General features: G+C 45.8%; 15 protein-coding genes and 1 pseudogene. 8 read left to right on the top strand and 8 right to left on the bottom strand.

What is annotated here, in order from left to right:
* The first annotated feature begins 117 nt into the window (after window positions 1-117).
* The 5 genes from MiSe_RS14435 (at window position 118) to MiSe_RS14415 (ending at window position 6,310) form a co-directional block, all read left to right on the top strand.
* Window positions 118-1,131: an amino acid ABC transporter permease gene (locus tag MiSe_RS14435; protein WP_226580543.1), complete on the top strand. Its 1,014-nt coding sequence runs from the start codon at window positions 118-120 to the stop codon at window positions 1,129-1,131.
* 73 nt (window positions 1,132-1,204) lie between these two features.
* On the top strand, window positions 1,205-2,983 hold the full coding sequence (locus MiSe_RS14430; RefSeq protein WP_226580541.1) for an McrB family protein: 1,779 nt from the start codon (window positions 1,205-1,207) through the stop codon (window positions 2,981-2,983).
* Complete coding sequence (locus MiSe_RS14425; RefSeq protein WP_226580539.1) at window positions 2,961-4,544, top strand: DUF2357 domain-containing protein; 1,584 nt, start codon at window positions 2,961-2,963, stop codon at window positions 4,542-4,544. Before MiSe_RS14430 ends, MiSe_RS14425 begins: the two co-directional genes overlap by 23 nt.
* Before the next feature lie 204 nt (window positions 4,545-4,748).
* The gene (locus MiSe_RS14420; RefSeq protein ID WP_226580537.1) at window positions 4,749-5,534 is read left to right on the top strand and encodes a DUF4058 family protein; all 786 of its coding nucleotides are present in this window, start codon (window positions 4,749-4,751) and stop codon (window positions 5,532-5,534) included.
* 26 nt (window positions 5,535-5,560) lie between these two features.
* Window positions 5,561-6,310: an amino acid ABC transporter ATP-binding protein gene (locus MiSe_RS14415; RefSeq protein ID WP_226580534.1), complete on the top strand. Its 750-nt coding sequence runs from the start codon at window positions 5,561-5,563 to the stop codon at window positions 6,308-6,310.
* A 152-nt stretch (window positions 6,311-6,462) separates the two neighbouring features.
* Here MiSe_RS14415 and MiSe_RS14410 read toward each other — a convergent pair whose 3' ends face one another.
* From MiSe_RS14410 to MiSe_RS14385, 8 genes and pseudogenes are all read right to left on the bottom strand, one after another.
* Window positions 6,463-7,074, bottom strand: a complete 612-nt coding sequence (locus MiSe_RS14410; protein ID WP_226580531.1) for a hypothetical protein — start codon at window positions 7,072-7,074, stop codon at window positions 6,463-6,465.
* Between the two features lie 72 nt (window positions 7,075-7,146).
* Window positions 7,147-8,271 carry a bifunctional diaminohydroxyphosphoribosylaminopyrimidine deaminase/5-amino-6-(5-phosphoribosylamino)uracil reductase RibD gene (gene ribD, locus MiSe_RS14405; protein WP_226580528.1) on the bottom strand — a complete coding sequence of 375 codons (1,125 nt, stop codon included), beginning with the start codon at window positions 8,269-8,271 and terminating at the stop codon, window positions 7,147-7,149.
* A gap of 415 nt (window positions 8,272-8,686) precedes the next feature.
* Window positions 8,687-8,788 (bottom strand): annotated as a pseudogene (locus MiSe_RS53800) (IS200/IS605 family accessory protein TnpB-related protein); the annotation flags it as partial.
* A gap of 18 nt (window positions 8,789-8,806) precedes the next feature.
* Complete coding sequence (locus MiSe_RS14400) at window positions 8,807-9,472, bottom strand: IS200/IS605 family accessory protein TnpB-related protein (protein ID WP_226580526.1); 666 nt, start codon at window positions 9,470-9,472, stop codon at window positions 8,807-8,809.
* A complete protein-coding gene (locus tag MiSe_RS50930; RefSeq protein ID WP_264196491.1) occupies window positions 9,462-9,587 on the bottom strand; it encodes a hypothetical protein in 126 nt (41 codons plus the stop codon). The genes MiSe_RS14400 and MiSe_RS50930 overlap by 11 nt, the downstream gene beginning before the upstream one ends.
* Window positions 9,588-10,188: 601 nt before the next feature.
* Complete coding sequence (mreD, locus tag MiSe_RS14395; protein WP_226580522.1) at window positions 10,189-10,746, bottom strand: rod shape-determining protein MreD; 558 nt, start codon at window positions 10,744-10,746, stop codon at window positions 10,189-10,191.
* A gap of 72 nt (window positions 10,747-10,818) precedes the next feature.
* A complete protein-coding gene (gene mreC / locus MiSe_RS14390) occupies window positions 10,819-11,568 on the bottom strand; it encodes a rod shape-determining protein MreC (protein ID WP_226580519.1) in 750 nt (249 codons plus the stop codon).
* Window positions 11,569-12,071: 503 nt separating this feature from the next.
* Window positions 12,072-13,118: a rod shape-determining protein gene (locus MiSe_RS14385; protein WP_307731415.1), complete on the bottom strand. Its 1,047-nt coding sequence runs from the start codon at window positions 13,116-13,118 to the stop codon at window positions 12,072-12,074.
* A 193-nt stretch (window positions 13,119-13,311) separates the two neighbouring features.
* Between MiSe_RS14385 and MiSe_RS14380 the strand changes: the two genes are divergently transcribed.
* From MiSe_RS14380 to MiSe_RS14370, 3 genes are all read left to right on the top strand, one after another.
* Complete coding sequence (locus MiSe_RS14380) at window positions 13,312-13,677, top strand: single-stranded DNA-binding protein (protein WP_226580516.1); 366 nt, start codon at window positions 13,312-13,314, stop codon at window positions 13,675-13,677.
* A gap of 207 nt (window positions 13,678-13,884) precedes the next feature.
* Complete coding sequence (locus MiSe_RS14375; RefSeq protein WP_226580514.1) at window positions 13,885-15,081, top strand: RNA-guided endonuclease TnpB family protein; 1,197 nt, start codon at window positions 13,885-13,887, stop codon at window positions 15,079-15,081.
* 37 nt (window positions 15,082-15,118) lie between these two features.
* Entirely contained in the window at window positions 15,119-15,607 is a 489-nt protein-coding gene (locus tag MiSe_RS14370; RefSeq protein WP_226580511.1) for a hypothetical protein, read from the top strand.
* The last annotated feature ends 12 nt before the right edge of the window (window positions 15,608-15,619 follow it).

The following is a 15,619-nucleotide window of genomic DNA, read 5'->3' as shown; positions in this document are numbered from 1 at the left end:
CCCGCCTACGCGGGCTATAACTCGTTCCCAGGCTCAGCCTGGGAACGAGTCTTCGAGGCTCTGCCTCGCTTATCCTAATGCCATTCTACTAGAGTCCTCACTACGAATTTAAAAGCTATGGACTGGTTAAGCAAGAATCTATTTAATACCTGGTACAACAGTCTTTTAACTGTTCTCTGTGTCTGGATACTATTTCAGGGAATGTTAGGATTTCTAGGTTGGGTTTTTACAGAAGCAAATTGGCAAGTTATTAGTAGCAACTGGCGCTTATTCTGGATTGGTAGATATCCGGTGACGCAGCAATGGCGAATTTGGATAATTTTTGCGCTCGCAGTGGCGCTGATTGGGTTATCCTGGATTCAATCAAAAATAACTAATCAAAAATTAAAAGAAAGGATTTATTACTTTGGTCTTTTACCTTTATATGTTGGCTTTTTCCCCATCATTTGGTGGCTAATTGGGGGTGGATGGGGTTTAACGCCAGTAGGGACTAATTTGTGGAATGGGTTGTTACTGACGCTGTTAATGTCGGCAGTGAGTATTATTCTATCATTTCCCTTGGGTGTATTGTTGGCATTGGGGCGTCAAAGTAAGTTACCAGTGTTGCGATGGGGATGCATTCTTTATATTGAAATAATTCGAGGATTGCCGTTAATTGGGATTTTGTTTATTGCACAGGTAATGCTGCCTTTGGTGTTGCCAAATGAAATAAGATTGGATCGGGTATTGCGAGCGATCGCAGGTCTAGTCCTGTTCAGTGCAGCGTACATGGCAGAGAATGTGCGTGGAGGTTTGCAAGCAGTGCCGAGGGGACAAGCGGAGGCGGCGCGATCGCTTGGATTAAATGCTCCTTTAGTCGTGTTATTAATTGTACTCCCCCAAGCGTTACGTGCCGTAATTCCGGCGATTGTCGGACAGTTTATTGGGTTATTTAAAGATACCTCGTTGCTGTCGTTATTTGCCTTAGTCGAGTTAACGGGGATTTCTCGTTCTATCCTCGCACAACCAGAATTTTTGGGTAGATATGCCGAAGTTTATTTGTTTGTCGGATTGATTTATTGGGTATTTTGTTATTCCATGTCAATGGCAAGTCGGCGATTGGAAAAACAACTGGATGTGGGACGGCGTTGAGTATAGGGTTAAGATCGTTAATGCGATGGCTTTTTCTTATTAACGAGTGGGTAATTCAACCAGAGAAACTGGGATGATCAATATGAGTTATGTATGTATTCTGAATTGGAGTGATATAAATGATTATGCCAGCGCTGTTTTTGATGACTGGATAGATTACCATGAATGGATATCTGAAAATTTTAATGAATTTGAATTGTCACTAATTAATTATATAGATTCTACTTTGATACACCGAATAGCAGTAGAAGGTTTTAAGGAAAGTTTTAAGAATGCCTGGGAAATACTGGTTCAAATTGGTTTAGCAAATTATTGTAATGAAACCGAACATTGCGAAGTAATGATAGCATTTATTTCCCTGGTTGAACTTTATGCTGAATCTTGTGGTTTTGAATATTTTTGGATGGGTAAAAATCTTGAATATGATTATTTTTTGGATTTGGTAGAAGCATATCTTGAAATTAGCCACTCTCAATTGACAAATGTGTTTTTAAAAAAATATGGGATTCGCTTTAATTATAATAGCAGTCCATTTAAAAGTGAAATTTTTAAAATTTTAATCAAAAACAAACGCCAAATTATAATCAATACATTTCAAGATCAATTTGGTATGAACGCCAATTTGTTTGATTATATACGTCCTAGAATCGCTGAAAAAATTAAATCTTATTTAAACGATATTAAATTTAATGAAGATGACGAATTTGAAAGAGAAGAAACAGAATTAATATACGAAAATCAATTAATTGACAAATTAACTAAACGATGGCAGGAAGTCGTTATGGATGAAGTAACATTAGCCGCTCAAAAACTAGCTGCTTTTTTTGATGGTAATGTCATTAATATCACAGAAGAAATTACAGGTGAAGCAGTATCCCATCATTACGGTAAGAGTCAAATAATTCTTTTACGTCGATATGTTGAACCTTCCTTCACAGATATTCAGAAGAATGTGCTTGCTCAAGATATACACATCTCTGAGCAAACATTGCGACGCTACCACTTGGCTATTAAAACAAGAAAATTCGTAATTCTTGCAGGAATTAGCGGTACAGGTAAGACTTGGCTTACCAAAATCTATGCTAATGCTGTGGACGCTGAATATCTTGTCGTACCAGTGGCTCCCAACTGGACTACTAACGAGGACTTGCTAGGCTACTTTAACCCAATAAACAAAGAGTATAATCACACAGCCTTCAGTTGCTTCTTAGAGAAAGCAGCCCAGGAGTATATACTAGCTAAATCCCAACAGTTAAATCCCCAGCCTTACCACCTGGTTTTAGACGAGATGAACCTGGCACGGGTAGAGTATTACTTTGCCAAGTTCCTCTCAGCAATGGAAGTGCGAATGCGCGAGGAAGTAGCTGAGATTGAACTAGCGCCAGGGAAAAAAGTTTTGCTACCTCCCAACCTTTACTTCATCGGCACAGTTAACATGGATGAAACCACTCACAGCTTTGCTGATAAGGTTTACGATCGAGCGCAACTGATTGAACTTGAAGTTGATCGTAAAGATTTATACGATTGTTTGGGTGAAGTTGAGTATCGCGAGACTTTAATTCAGATTTGGGACGAAGTATACACAGTAGCCCCTTTTGCTTTCCGTGTTATAGAGGAAATCAAAACCTACGTAAAAGAGGCTGAAGCTTTAAACATATCTTGGAAACAAGCCTTCGATGAGCAGCTTTTGCAGAAGGTTCTGCCTAAACTTAAAGGAACTGATGAGACGGTAGGAAAAGCTCTCAAGGCTGTGGTTAATATTGCTAAGGTTAATGGCTTTCACTTAAGCCATAAAAAAGCTGAAAAAATGCTTGAAACATTTAATAATCATGGATTTAGCTCCTACTTCTAAACTAGGCTTTCTAAGCCGTTCGGGCGAGCCACTAGAATCTCCATCAGAGTGGGAGACAGCTTTTCTAGAAGTTCGCGTACCTAAAACCCAGTGGGAAGAAGTGCGGCTTTGGCTTCAGGGTAAAGAACTTGAAATCTACCCAAAGCGTTTTTCGGATAAAAAGGCTCGAATTGTAGCTGAATGGCCTTGCTCAAACCCCGGTTGCTACAAACTAAAACTTGAATATCAGGGTGAAGCTGAAGAGCAGATTATCACCGTTTGGCCTCGAAAAATTAGCCGTGAAGCATTTGCTCAGATGCTAGAGGATCTTGATGCTCGTCTTCCAACTTCAGTAGCAATACGATTACAACGTACAAGAGCTTTAGCAGGTCTGAAATTCCCACAACTAGGCGAAACTACTTTAGATCAAGAAATGGTTCGCCTGCGTCGCGCTGTCAACGGTACAGAAAACCGACCGGGACTAACAGACATTCTGCCTCAACTTGCTCGCGATCCTCATCAAATCTTCAAAACCAATGAAATATGGGTTCGGCAAGAACAAGTCCGCAGACCTTCTCCTAGTGGCATAGTTCAAGCTTTTTGTCGAGGGCATAACTTAGATGCCAATGGGCTACCTATTCGCTTACCTGACATAAGAGTAGAACACAACACAGATGTTTATGAAAACCAGATGGTTAAGTTATTTTTTGATCTGGTTAATCAAAGGCTTCAACGAGTTTCGCCTATATGCAAGGCTAATCGCAAAAATTATCTTCTAGATGAGGTGCAATCTCTCACTAAGCATCTGAAAAAAGCTCGATATCAAGCTAGTTTTATGGATGAAGTAAGCCACCCTAAACACCTTAACAATCAAATCACAATGGTTTTATTAAAGCGTCCACTTTACCATGCTGCTTTGCAAGGGTATTTGGAATTTATCAGAAGTCCTGTAGTACATTTGGAAAACTCAGACCTTGATGCACCTTTAGAAAATTTGCATGATCTATACCAGGTTTGGGGAACTCTATGGGTAATTGAAACGCTGCTAGAAGTAGGAGAACAGAAAGGATATCAAGTAGAAAAGCATTGCTTGGTAAGTAGGGATAAAAGCGGAGTTTACATCCGGATTTTACCCAATGGGGAGCCAGCAATCGTTTTAATTCACCCTCAGCACAAAACGCAAGTCAAGCTAATTCCTGAACGAACCTATGGCAAGAATGGTGAACTCCACAGCCCTACTTTGACACAGCGTCCTGATATAGCAGTGGAAGTCAAGTTAGCTGATGGTTCTCAGCAAGTTTATATATTCGACCCCAAATATAAGCTTGAGAGTGAGAAACATGAAAATGGAGGCAATGAAGGAAAGCCAAAAGCAGCCGATATTCAGAAAATGCACACCTACCGCGACGCTATCCGAGACAGCAAAGGCAGACGAGTAGTACAATATGCCGCGATTCTTTATCCTGGTGCTTACAAATCCTACACTGAGGGACTACAAGCTCTCTCCGCCTATCCTGGATTTGAGACTGAGCTACAGGAACATCTACGGCGCGTGTTAGACGAAGCTTTAGATATCTCGTAACAGAAAATAAAAAAGCGCTTTCTACTTAAACTAGCTCTAAGAATCTTAGGTTATCATAATTGCCATCCACAAGCGGAGCGTCACGAGATCGCAGAACCCTTCTAGCTTTTGCCCCTAACTACTTACCATAACAATGAGACAAGTAAGTAACATAGAAACTATAACTAATTAAATATTGGCAAGTTAGAAATCAGAGGTTTTGCCATGCCTTCACCATTTCCGGGGGTAGACCCCTATCTGGAACATCCCGACTTTTGGTCTGAATTACATAATCGCTTAATTGTGGCGATCGCTATCGCCTTAGCTCCCAGTCTCCGTCCTAAGTACCATGTAGTAATTGATAAGCGTACCTATCTTGGCGATGCAGATGATAGTCTGTTAGTTGGGGTTCCTGATGTAACTGTATTTACACAGCGCTCCACACCGGATCGCCCTTTATCGGTTGCAACGCTTGCCGATCGCGAACCAATAAAAGTAGCAGTACCGCTGATTGAAACAGTTCAAGAAAGTTACTTAGAAATTAGAGAAACTGGTAAAAATTATGCCGTCACAGTATTGGAGATTCTTTCCCCGAAAAACAAACGCTCTGGAGCAGGACGAGTTGCTTATGAAAGCAAGCGATCGCAAGTATTGGCAAGTATTACTAACCTCGTAGAAATAGACTTGCTTAGGAGTGGAAAACCCATGCAGATTGTAGGAAATCCACCCAAAACCGATTATCGTATTCTGATTAGTCGAGGCGATCGCCGCCCTATATCTGACCTTTATGCTTTCAGTTTGCGAGATGCAATTCCGTCATTTCCTTTGCCTTTAGCACGTGGAGATTTGGAACCAATTGTAGATTTGCAGCACTTAGTTAACGAGATTTACGAGCAGGCAGGTTTTGATACCAGAATAGACTATAATCAGTCCTGCGTACCACCCCTATCAGAAGCAGATGCCGTTTGGGCTAACTCCCTATTACAAGAAAAAGGATTTATTGCTTCATAAACTATAATTTTACAGGAATATAAGCAATGATATCAAAAGCAGAATCTCCATCCATCATCGTCGCCCAAGATGTCCACAAGTGGTACGGTAAATTCCACGTGCTAAAAGGTGCTAGCCTTTCAGTCAATCGGGGAGAAGTCGTAGTAATAATGGGGCCATCCGGTTCGGGTAAATCTACCTTTATCCGCACCTTCAACGCTTTAGAAGAATACCAAAAAGGCAAAATTGAAATCGACGGCATTACCCTCAGTCACGATTTGCGTAACATTGAAACAATTCGGCGCGAAGTGGGGATGGTATTTCAGCAGTTTAATTTATTCCCCCACCTCACCGTGCTGCAAAATATTACCTTAGCGCCCATCTGGGTACGAAAGAGGTCGAAAGCGGAAGCAGAAGAAAGTGCAATGCAGCTATTAGAGAGGGTGGGAATATTAGAACAGGCGCGCAAGTATCCGGGACAATTATCTGGAGGACAACAGCAACGGGTAGCGATCGCCCGCGCCCTCGCCATGCAACCTAAAATTATGCTATTCGACGAACCTACATCCGCATTAGACCCAGAAATGGTACGGGAAGTCCTCGACGTAATGCGGAGTCTCGCCAATTCCGGCATGACAATGGTCGTAGTCACCCACGAAGTCGGATTCGCCCGCGAAGTCGCCGACCGAGTTATTTTGATGGATAGCGGCATAATCGTAGAAGAGGGGACACCAGAAGCATTTTTCCAGCGTCCCAAAGAAGAACGGACTCGCAAGTTTTTGTCGCAAATATTGTAGTAATTGGTAATTGGTGATTGGTGATTGGTAATTGCTAATTGCTAATTGCTAATTGCTAATTGCTAATTGGGGATTGCTAATTGGTCTTTCTTTTACCCATTACCTATTACCCATTACCTATTACCTATTACCTATTACCCATTACCTCATAACTAATCAACTGGCGATGGTAGTGGTATTGCTTTTTCTGAATTTTGGCTCGACTGGGGCGGCAAACCTCTAGGTGAATAGCCTTTAGTCGCTGATACCAAAGCATAGCCCAAATAGGCGGGGAGAATAAAAGCGCTTATAGCAGCGATCGCCAACAACACAGCTAGAGGACTCATCCCAGGGCCATAGTGACACCGATAGGGGTCGAAAGACAGGCGTTCTGGTTTAATTAAATCCCGCAGCGCCACGGGGCGTTTAAATCGCACCCGTCGGTCATCGAGTTTTTCCAATAAAACCCAGCCAGCCTCCGCCTCTTCTTCGCACAAACGCTGTAAAATCGCTTGATTGCGAAACAAGTCGCGATTGGCACGCACAATTTTAAACTCCCAGCCCAGCAGGCGTAAATCCCGCGCTCCCGATTGAGGCGATCCGTTTGTTTGCCCATTTACAGCCGTGTCGATGTCAGCTCTAAAATCATAACGAGTCAAGATTTCTTCCTCCTCTTCCTCTTCTTGAGCGATCGCGATCGTCCGCCAGCGCATCCATCCACCTATTAACGAAGCCTGAAAGCCGAGACTACCGACCAAAAGGCTCAAAATGGTAAATTGCAGCATAAGTACTGTAGATAGTCTATTTCACTTCCTCTCTGGATATATACTCCCGTCCGGGATAATTTGGTAGCAGTATTAACCCGGGTTTTTTTGGCATAGATCCGACGGTGGTGTGGGCAAATAACCTTCCATCAGGCAATCTGTACCGATGACGCGCCAAGTGACTCGTTCTAAAGTCAGCGCCTCGGTCATAGTTGTAAAGCCCAAATCTCCGACGGGTGTAGGTGCTATTTTCCCGCCAACGATTTTGGGGGCAATAAACGCGAGGATTTTTTGTACCGCACCCTGAGCGATCGCGCTAGCAGCCAATATACCGCCGCATTCCCACAGCACCGAGAGGAAACCTTTGTCATAAAAGTAAGCCATTGCCCGCTCTGGAGTCAAAGACACCAGTTCTTCCACCATCACGCCCCGTTTGCTCAGATACTCCTGAAATTTTGGATTTGCCCCTTTCTCAGTTAACACTAACGTAGGCGCTTCTGTCGTCTCCCAAAGGAAAGCTGTTTCTGGTAAGTCCAGGGTGCGACTCATCACCACGCGCAGGGGATTGTGAGCTTCGGTCTGATGGCTGGTTAAATGGGGATTATCCAGGCGCAGCGTATTACCACCGATGACAATCGCATCGCAACTGGCGCGGAGTTGATGCACCTCGCTGCGGGCGTCTAGGGACGTGATCCAAGCGCTGTGTCCTCCCGTCGCAGCGATTTTACCATCCACCGTCATGGCGTATTTCAAAATCCCAAACGGACGCCGGTATAAAATGCGATGGACAAATGCTTCATTCAGCTTTTGGCAAGCTTCTTCTTCCACACCTACTACCACCTCAATTCCCGCTGCGCGCAAGCGGGCAATACCGCCGCCACCCACCAGGGGGTTCGGATCGACCATCCCCACCACCACCTTCGCCACACCAGCTGCAACTAAGGCTTCCGAACAGGGAGGGGTGCGCCCGTAGTGATTGCAAGGTTCCAAGCTGACGTAAATCGTCGCCCCCCTTGCCTTTTCTCCTGCCTCCCGCAGCGCAAACACTTCCGCATGGGGTTGTCCAGCCGCTGGATGGTATCCTTCCCCTACAATCTGTCCGTCTTTGACAATTACAGCGCCGACGAGGGGATTGGGAGCAGTTCGTCCCAAAGCCTTGCGGGCAAGTTCCAGACATCGGCACATCATGGCGCGGTCAAATTCTTGGCTGTTCATCATCTAAAACCTCACGGGAGATAGGAAACCACCATCTTTTAAGTGGTGGAGGAACATCGACGCGGCATTTTTAAATGCCTAAAACATGCTATAATTACCACAGACACTTTGACCTTTAAACGCGGGTGAAATTCCCTCTCTTCGGGACGCTGTAGTTAAAAGAAGTTTAACCGAAATGGTTAAACTGGTATCAATAAATACTCTAGTTCTAGCCCCTACAAGCAAAAACTTGAAAGCGAGTGAATCAAACAACTTTTCCAAAGTAGCCTCAATCATGCTGGCATCGGAGAGAGTAGGCGCAATTCTTCCGCGCAGTGCTGGTCTAGAATATTCGGTTGCTCGGTACTTTGGTTCAGGTTACCCATAGATTTATGCCAGGAAAGAATCGCCGTCTATTTATAGCGGCGAGTGTCAACTCAGTCCGAAATAAACCGCGTTTAACTCGCGAACCCTCCAACTTCCAGTTAGAGGGTTTTTCACCATATTTGGTGACTGTATCGCCGTCTAAAAACGATGCCTTATATCATGTCCGGTGGTATCAGTTGTGTATAGTTGATTGTGCGAAAAAGCGTTTTTTCTCCCCCAGCTCCCCCATCCCCTTTGCTCCCCCAGCTCTCCAAACGCAACCGATGCAACCGGACACGATATTAGATGTATTGGCTTCTTCTGTTTCAACAAACTGTATGCCGTATTGTTCGCACAGTTGAGCAATCCGGCTAGTCAGTTTTGCTGTTGGGATTTGCACAAAAGATTGATTGTTGCGCTTGCCAATGTTTATTTCTTTTTTAATGCCCTGATTCCATCCAAATACAATGCCCCCAATCTTATGTTCAAGCCAGTGTTTGACAACGATCCTCGCTGCTTTATTAATGGCATCTCCCATGTGTCGGTGACGTTTTTCTGTTAGTTTAGCAAGTCGCAAAGACCAGAATCCTTGCGGCTTACCTTCCAAGATTGTAGCGACCGACTTATTAAACCATTGGTTGATTGATTTGATATGCCTTCCATCAATCATGAAAGAGGTATTGATGTTGCTGACCCATGTCAACCAATTTACCAATCCAGTATCGCTGCCCAGCGCCCGCGATGAATCTAATTCAACCGATGCAGTTTTTTGCAGGTAGACCCACTCTGCATAAAAACATCGATTGCGGGGCAGGATGCGGACTTGTTTAATATCTTCAAAGCGTAAATTAGACGGCATCTTTAACCAGAAGGCATTTACTCCAAACCAAGTTTTGCAGAGTTGCCCCATCGGGAAGCGCACGAAAGCCTTCTACTAATTTCAGTGCCTGTTTCGGATAAGTAGCAACTGCCATTCCATTGGACTTGCGGTATTTGGGCGGGCGAGGTTTGTTTTCTAAGCAAGCCCTTTTTGTAGGAATTGATTAACTCCTGAAATGATTTGAATGATGCGGCAATACCGCTGAGCGCTTGCCCTAGCGACTTGAGAATAAACCCCATTGCGATCGATGTTGGTTTTCATCTCGTTGCACAATGCTGCGCCTCCTGGGAAAGCCCGCCAGAATCCTTCCCGTTTTGAAATATATCTGGCGATCGTAGTATGTACCGCAATTTATTAGAGCGTTAACTTCGCTACACAGCTATTCCAGTATAGGTTTTACTTCCTGGTTCTTTTGGATTAATTCCTGTTGGCAACCGTCCCAATAAATCACCGACTTTAATAAACTAAATAATACCATTTGTTATTGTCTAAAACTTCTTTTTGTATTAAACTTTAATATACTATCGACTGGCACCGATATTTCCAGCCTCTGGTTTTCATCCCCGAGAGAGGCGAGGGGCTTTCAACCTAGTTTTTGGTAATGGGGCGGCCAATATTGGGAAGAAAAGTAGCCACGATGGTTTTACCGGAGTGAGTAGGGGCTGTTTGGCTCAGCCAGTAAGGGTGAACATCTCTTAAGCATCTCCCGGATTCAATCCGGGAGAGGTCAACCGTCTCCACCAAAGATTAAGCGGATAGTACACTACCGGCGCCCAGAGACTGCTGAGGATAGCAGACGCGAGGGCGATGCGTTGGTGGTCAGTCCAAATTTCTGCTAACTTGCGATCGCAAAAGATGCCAAACTGAATTGCCATCACTGTCTCTGCCACCACCGCCATGCCAAATACAATCAACGCTACGGAAATAAAATCTTCTTGGATATACCGTTGCTTTTTGATCCGGGCGGTGAGAATTCCCACGCAGGCTAAAGCGATCGCGTGGCTGGGATAGGGAGCCGTCATGCCGTCTTGAATTAAACCGACCGCCAAACCTGCGAGCGCTCCTTGTAGCGTCGTTCGCTTGACGCTCCAAGCCACCACCCAAATCAATAGCCAGTTGGGACCAAGACCCAACAGTTCCATTCCCGGTAACCGGGCTGGCAACAGCGTCGCACAAATGATAATGGTGCCAATCGTTACCACCCAATTGCCAATTTGCTGCCGGTAGGTCTGCCAATTTGCGATGTCAAGCAAGGGTTAAAGTCTCCTAATTTGAGATTTGAGATTTTAGATTTCCAATTTAATTTCAAATCTATAATCCATTCGTTATTCAGGGTTGGTATGGGTGGGGTACACCACAACCCACTCTAAATTATTCATCGGAGCCGACAGTTTGATTGACGCCTCTGGCGCCGGATTTTTGCTCAAATCTACTGATTCTACCTGCCCTACCGGCAAGCCTGACGGAAACAAATGGCTAATAGATGAAGTGATCGCGAAATCGCCCTTGCGGACATCTGGAGTTTTTTCAAAGAACTGCATCACCGCTTTATTATTCGAGCGACCCCGCATAATTCCCATGTAGCGACTGCGACCTATCATCACGCCTACTCTACTGCTTGGATCGCTGATTAACAAAACGCGACTTGTATGGGGAGTAACGCTCGTCACCCGACCGACCAAACCGCCAGGAGCCGTTACAACGTAGTCAGTTTTTATCCCAGCTTGGGAACCCCGACCCAAAGTTACTTGCTGCCACCAATGATCTGCACTCCGTCCGATAATGGGAGCCGCAATTCCTTTGCCTTTTTGCTGGGATTGAAATGCCAATTGTTGTTTTAGTTTTTGATTTTGGCTCTCTAGTTCCCCCAACCGCGCCTGCAATTCCAACACGCGAGCATCGGTTAACAGCTCTTGTTTAGTTGTATCGGATTGGAAAGGACGGGTTACCAACTGGTAAAGCTCAAATAGAGCTGCTCCTTGGGTAGCTTTTGCCAACCAGGCAGCACTGACGATCAAACTCACCAGCATTACTTGTGACCAATGGCGATCCCACCAGCGACGTAGCGTGTACATAGAGCGTTGCCAGTTTTAACTTTTGAGTTCTGTTTTTATTTTGACAGAGGAATCCGCTAGCCTTGAGTAAATTTTTGCGCTTGCTCTGCCGCGCTAAGGGAGAGGCAAGCCGCCCCGCTTGGCTACACGCGCAACCGCCCCTTTATTTTAACCGTTGACGCCAGAGCTGGTTTTTGCCCCTGTTACACCCCAAAAGCTGGGTTGTTAGGGACCCTCGCCAGCGCTGGCGCTCGCTGTGAAAAATTCACAGCGAGCGCGTACAAACCCAACGCTCTAGGGTCATCCTGGAGACACAAAATTATCAATTATTTTGTCAAATTGCTATCCCGTCTTAGTTTTAACTACATCAATGGAATGCTAGTTGGCTTGGCTTTATTTGGCGTGCCGTCGATTCAATCCCCATTACCCAAGTTGGGGGTTGCCACACTAAAAATTAACAGAGCGAGCAAAGACGTTAAAATTTGCCATTTGGTTTTTGATGCCAAACGCCTTTCTCAAAACAATTACATCGGGCGAGAGTAGCCACTAAATACCCGATCGAGCTGTTTGATATTTTCTAACACCCGACCCGTTCCCAAGACAACGCAGCTGAGCGGATCTGCTGCTACGTGTACCACAATGCCGGTTTCATGGCTAATTAGAGTATCCAGACCTTTGAGTAGGGCACCGCCTCCTGCTAGCATAATTCCCCGGTCAATAATATCCGCCGCCAGTTCGGGGGGAGTCCGTTCCAGAGTGCGCTTGACTGCGTCAACAATAATCGACAGAGGTTCCGACATGCTTTCGCGAATTTCTGGTCCTTTAATCGTCACGGTTCGCGGTAAACCAGAAAGCAGGTGCAAGCCTCGAACTTCCATGATTGTATCTTCATCGGCATCGGTGGGATAAGCCGAGCCAATCTGAATCTTGATTTCTTCAGCGGTTCGTTCCCCAATCACGAGATTGTGAACTTTCTTCATGTATTGCATAATCGAGTCGTTCAGTTCATCGCCAGCAATTCGCACCGATTCGCTGATTACCGTCCCCTGCAAGCTCAAAACCGCCACTTCCGTGGTGCCGCCGCCGATGTCGATGATCATGTTACCTGTAGGTTCTGCTACGGGTAAACCGGCTCCAATTGCTGCCGCTACGGGTTCGTCGATTAACCGCACATCCCTAGCGCCTGCTTGAATTGCCGCATCCATCACCGCTCGTCGTTCCACGCCGGTAACGCCGCTGGGAATGCCGATCACAATCCGAGGCGAGACTAAAGCGTTGCCTTCGTGTACTCGCCGGATAAAGTGCTTGAGCATAATTTCGGCCGTATCGAAATCGGCAATCACGCCATCGCGCAACGGGCGCAAAGCCGCCACGTTGCCCGGACAACGCCCCAGCATGTTTTTCGCTTCTTCTCCGACTGCGATCGGCTCTCTTGTATATTTGTCAATGGCAACTACAGAAGGTTCTTGCAAAACAATGCCTTTACCTGAAACGTAAACTAGCGTGTTTGCAGTACCGAGGTCGATACCCATGTCCCTAGAAAAAGAGGGAAGGCGATTGAAAATACCCACGTGATTTTACTGCCCCCAAGTCAAATACTTCTTTTTCATACTACCCAACCGTGCTGGATTCTATTACGTTTTCTTTGCGGCGTCTAGTTCCACAGGAAAATTCTTTAGCTTATAGCAGCCAAATGCTTTAACTGCGTCTTTTCAGCTAAAGTAGATACACGACAAAAGAGTACAGCTGTACTGAATCGGTAGTATGAGTATCAATGTAGTCACTCTAGTAGGCCGTGTAGGCCAAAACCCTGATGTCAAGTATTTCGAGTCCGGTAGCGTTAAGTGTCGGTTGACTCTAGCAGTTAACCGTTGGAGTCGCGATGGCGAGCAGACTGATTGGTTCAATCTGGAACTGTGGGGCAAGACGGCAGAAGTGGCTGCCAACTACGTCCGTAAGGGCAGCTTGATTGGGGTGCAAGGTTCTTTAAAGTTGGATCGCTGGAGGGATAGCGCCACGGGAGCTAACCGCTCCTCACCCATTATCAAGGTCGATCAATTGCGGCTGTTAGGTGCCAAACACGATGCCGAGGCGGCTGACATGGATAGTTACTCAGGCGGGGAAATTTAGTTCCATAGCGGGCGAGGGCGATCGCTCGTCCTCTGGTCTAAACTCAACTAATTTCGCTATCCTTCCCCATCCGTCTACACGGTGGGGAGGGTGCTCCCTTGGCTGTTGAGTGTGGTTCGATGCCACCGAAACAGCCAACAAACTTTCCGGATTGACTAGCATCTTTACTGTAGAGTAGAATATCAATACGTGAAACTTTTGTCAGCCATGAAACAAGTCCTGAGCGTATCTTGCAAGATTGTAGTAAAGCCTGAGCAGTTGCCCAACGTGGTCAACACGTTTCAGGTTTTCGCTGATGCTTGTGAGTATGTGAATCAGGAAGTTCCTGAAGGGCTGACCAATGAGATTGCAATGCAGTCTTTGATTTATCAGACCATTCGGGAACGTTTTGGGCTTCCCTCCCAACTTGCTATCCATGCAATTCGTCGGGTGTCTCTTAATCGAAAGACCGCTAAGTCTAAAGGTGATGTGATTAAAGGATTTGCCCCTACTTCTGTCACCTACGATGTTCGGACATTCAGCTTCCGTGAAAAAGACTGGACGGTTAGCTTGACGATGATGGGTAAGCGAGAACGGTTTGCGCTGCACGTTGGCAACTACCAACGAGGTTTGCTGAAAGGGCAAAACCCTAAGAGTGCTGTGCTGGTCGTGAATCATCAGGGCGAGTATCGGTTGAACATTCAGATTGAATCCCATCCAGAAGCACCGCCAAAAACTAAGGATGTGTTGGGTGTGGACTTGGGTAGAACGGACATCGCTGTTACCTCCGATGGAGAAAGTTTCAGTGGAAAAGCGGTCACAGCAATTCGTGACCATCATGCAAAGTTGAGAGAATCGATTCAGAAAAAAGCCGCGAAAGGCACAAGGTCTACTCGTCGTCGGGCGCGTGGACTCTTGCAACGGTTGTCGGGCAAAGAAAAGAGATTTCAGCAGCATACCAATCACGTCATCAGCAAGCATCTTGTTAAGCACGCTAAAGACCATAACCAAACAATTGCACTGGAAGACTTGACCGGGATCAGAGAACGAACCAACCAGTTGCCGCGCTCTAAAACCGAACGGAGACGGTCTAACAGTTGGGCATTCTATCAGTTGCGGCAATTTATCCAATACAAAGCCATTGGTGCAAGCGTGAAACTGATTCTGGTGAATCCCGCATACACTAGCCAAACTTGCCACAAGTGCTTGCATATCCACCCGGTTCGGGGTGAATCGTATCGCAGTGGCAAGAGGTTTGCTTGTGGTCATTGTGGATGGAAAGGTGACGCTGATTGGAATGGTGCTAAAAATATTGAAGCAATGGGGCTGTCTATAAACCAGCCTGGAGGTTCAGGACTTGCTTGCTCAGTCGAGGAGCATGTTCTAGGGCTGCTGAAAACCCCATCCGCCTATGGGGTGGGGTAGTTTATTAGGGGACTCTCACCGCATTGGCTTGCTCCCTATGAACTTAAACCAACAAATTCAAGTTTTGATCGACAATGCCCCCCAAGATGGGACTACGCCCCAGGTGGTGCGCGCGATCGCTCCCGTTCTCAAGCAAATCGCCCAGCAGTTGCACCATTCCCAGTACTACATCCTCCAAACCCTCAACTCTGATTGGGTCAGTACAGTTTTAAGCAATCGTGGTAATCCTAACCTGGAAAAGCGCGTTATTTACGCTTTTCCTACCCGCGAGGATGCTGAGGCTGCTCCGAGTTCGATGCCAAAGACGCAAGACTTCGCGCTGCCAATGCCAGTCACCCATATTTTGTTCCAACTGGTGGCGATGGAAGCCGTCAATAGCATCGTTTTTTTTGAGACGCCTGGAAATCGCTCCGCCGCCATCGAAGTCCGGCGCGAAGATCTACAATCCTTAATTCAACTGCACCTGCAACAAAGTCAGTCACAACAGCGCACCAAACGTAGCAATCTGCCTCCCGACATCGCCTGAGTTGATGCTGGG

The sequence above is a fragment of the Microseira wollei NIES-4236 genome (genome assembly GCF_020521235.1).
GTDB lineage: Bacteria > Cyanobacteriota > Cyanobacteriia > Cyanobacteriales > Aerosakkonemataceae > Microseira > Microseira wollei.
The sequence above is the reverse complement of the archived record's forward strand: the minus strand, read 5'-3'. Positions and strand labels throughout refer to the sequence as shown.

Coding starts and splice junctions, on each gene's coding strand:
- MiSe_RS14410 (WP_226580531.1), bottom strand. CDS start 7,074: ATGCTGCAATTTACCATTTTGAGCCTTTTGGTCGGTAGTCTCGGCTTT.
- MiSe_RS14420 (WP_226580537.1), top strand. CDS start 4,749: ATGCCTTCACCATTTCCGGGGGTAGACCCCTATCTGGAACATCCCGAC.
- MiSe_RS50930 (WP_264196491.1), bottom strand. CDS start 9,587: ATGGCAGTTGCTACTTATCCGAAACAGGCACTGAAATTAGTAGAAGGC.
- MiSe_RS14400 (WP_226580526.1), bottom strand. CDS start 9,472: ATGCCGTCTAATTTACGCTTTGAAGATATTAAACAAGTCCGCATCCTG.
- MiSe_RS14430 (WP_226580541.1), top strand. CDS start 1,205: ATGATCAATATGAGTTATGTATGTATTCTGAATTGGAGTGATATAAAT.
- mreC (WP_226580519.1), bottom strand. CDS start 11,568: ATGTACACGCTACGTCGCTGGTGGGATCGCCATTGGTCACAAGTAATG.
- MiSe_RS14375 (WP_226580514.1), top strand. CDS start 13,885: ATGAAACAAGTCCTGAGCGTATCTTGCAAGATTGTAGTAAAGCCTGAG.
- MiSe_RS14380 (WP_226580516.1), top strand. CDS start 13,312: ATGAGTATCAATGTAGTCACTCTAGTAGGCCGTGTAGGCCAAAACCCT.
- MiSe_RS14425 (WP_226580539.1), top strand. CDS start 2,961: ATGGATTTAGCTCCTACTTCTAAACTAGGCTTTCTAAGCCGTTCGGGC.
- MiSe_RS14435 (WP_226580543.1), top strand. CDS start 118: ATGGACTGGTTAAGCAAGAATCTATTTAATACCTGGTACAACAGTCTT.
- MiSe_RS14415 (WP_226580534.1), top strand. CDS start 5,561: ATGATATCAAAAGCAGAATCTCCATCCATCATCGTCGCCCAAGATGTC.
- MiSe_RS14370 (WP_226580511.1), top strand. CDS start 15,119: ATGAACTTAAACCAACAAATTCAAGTTTTGATCGACAATGCCCCCCAA.
- ribD (WP_226580528.1), bottom strand. CDS start 8,271: ATGATGAACAGCCAAGAATTTGACCGCGCCATGATGTGCCGATGTCTG.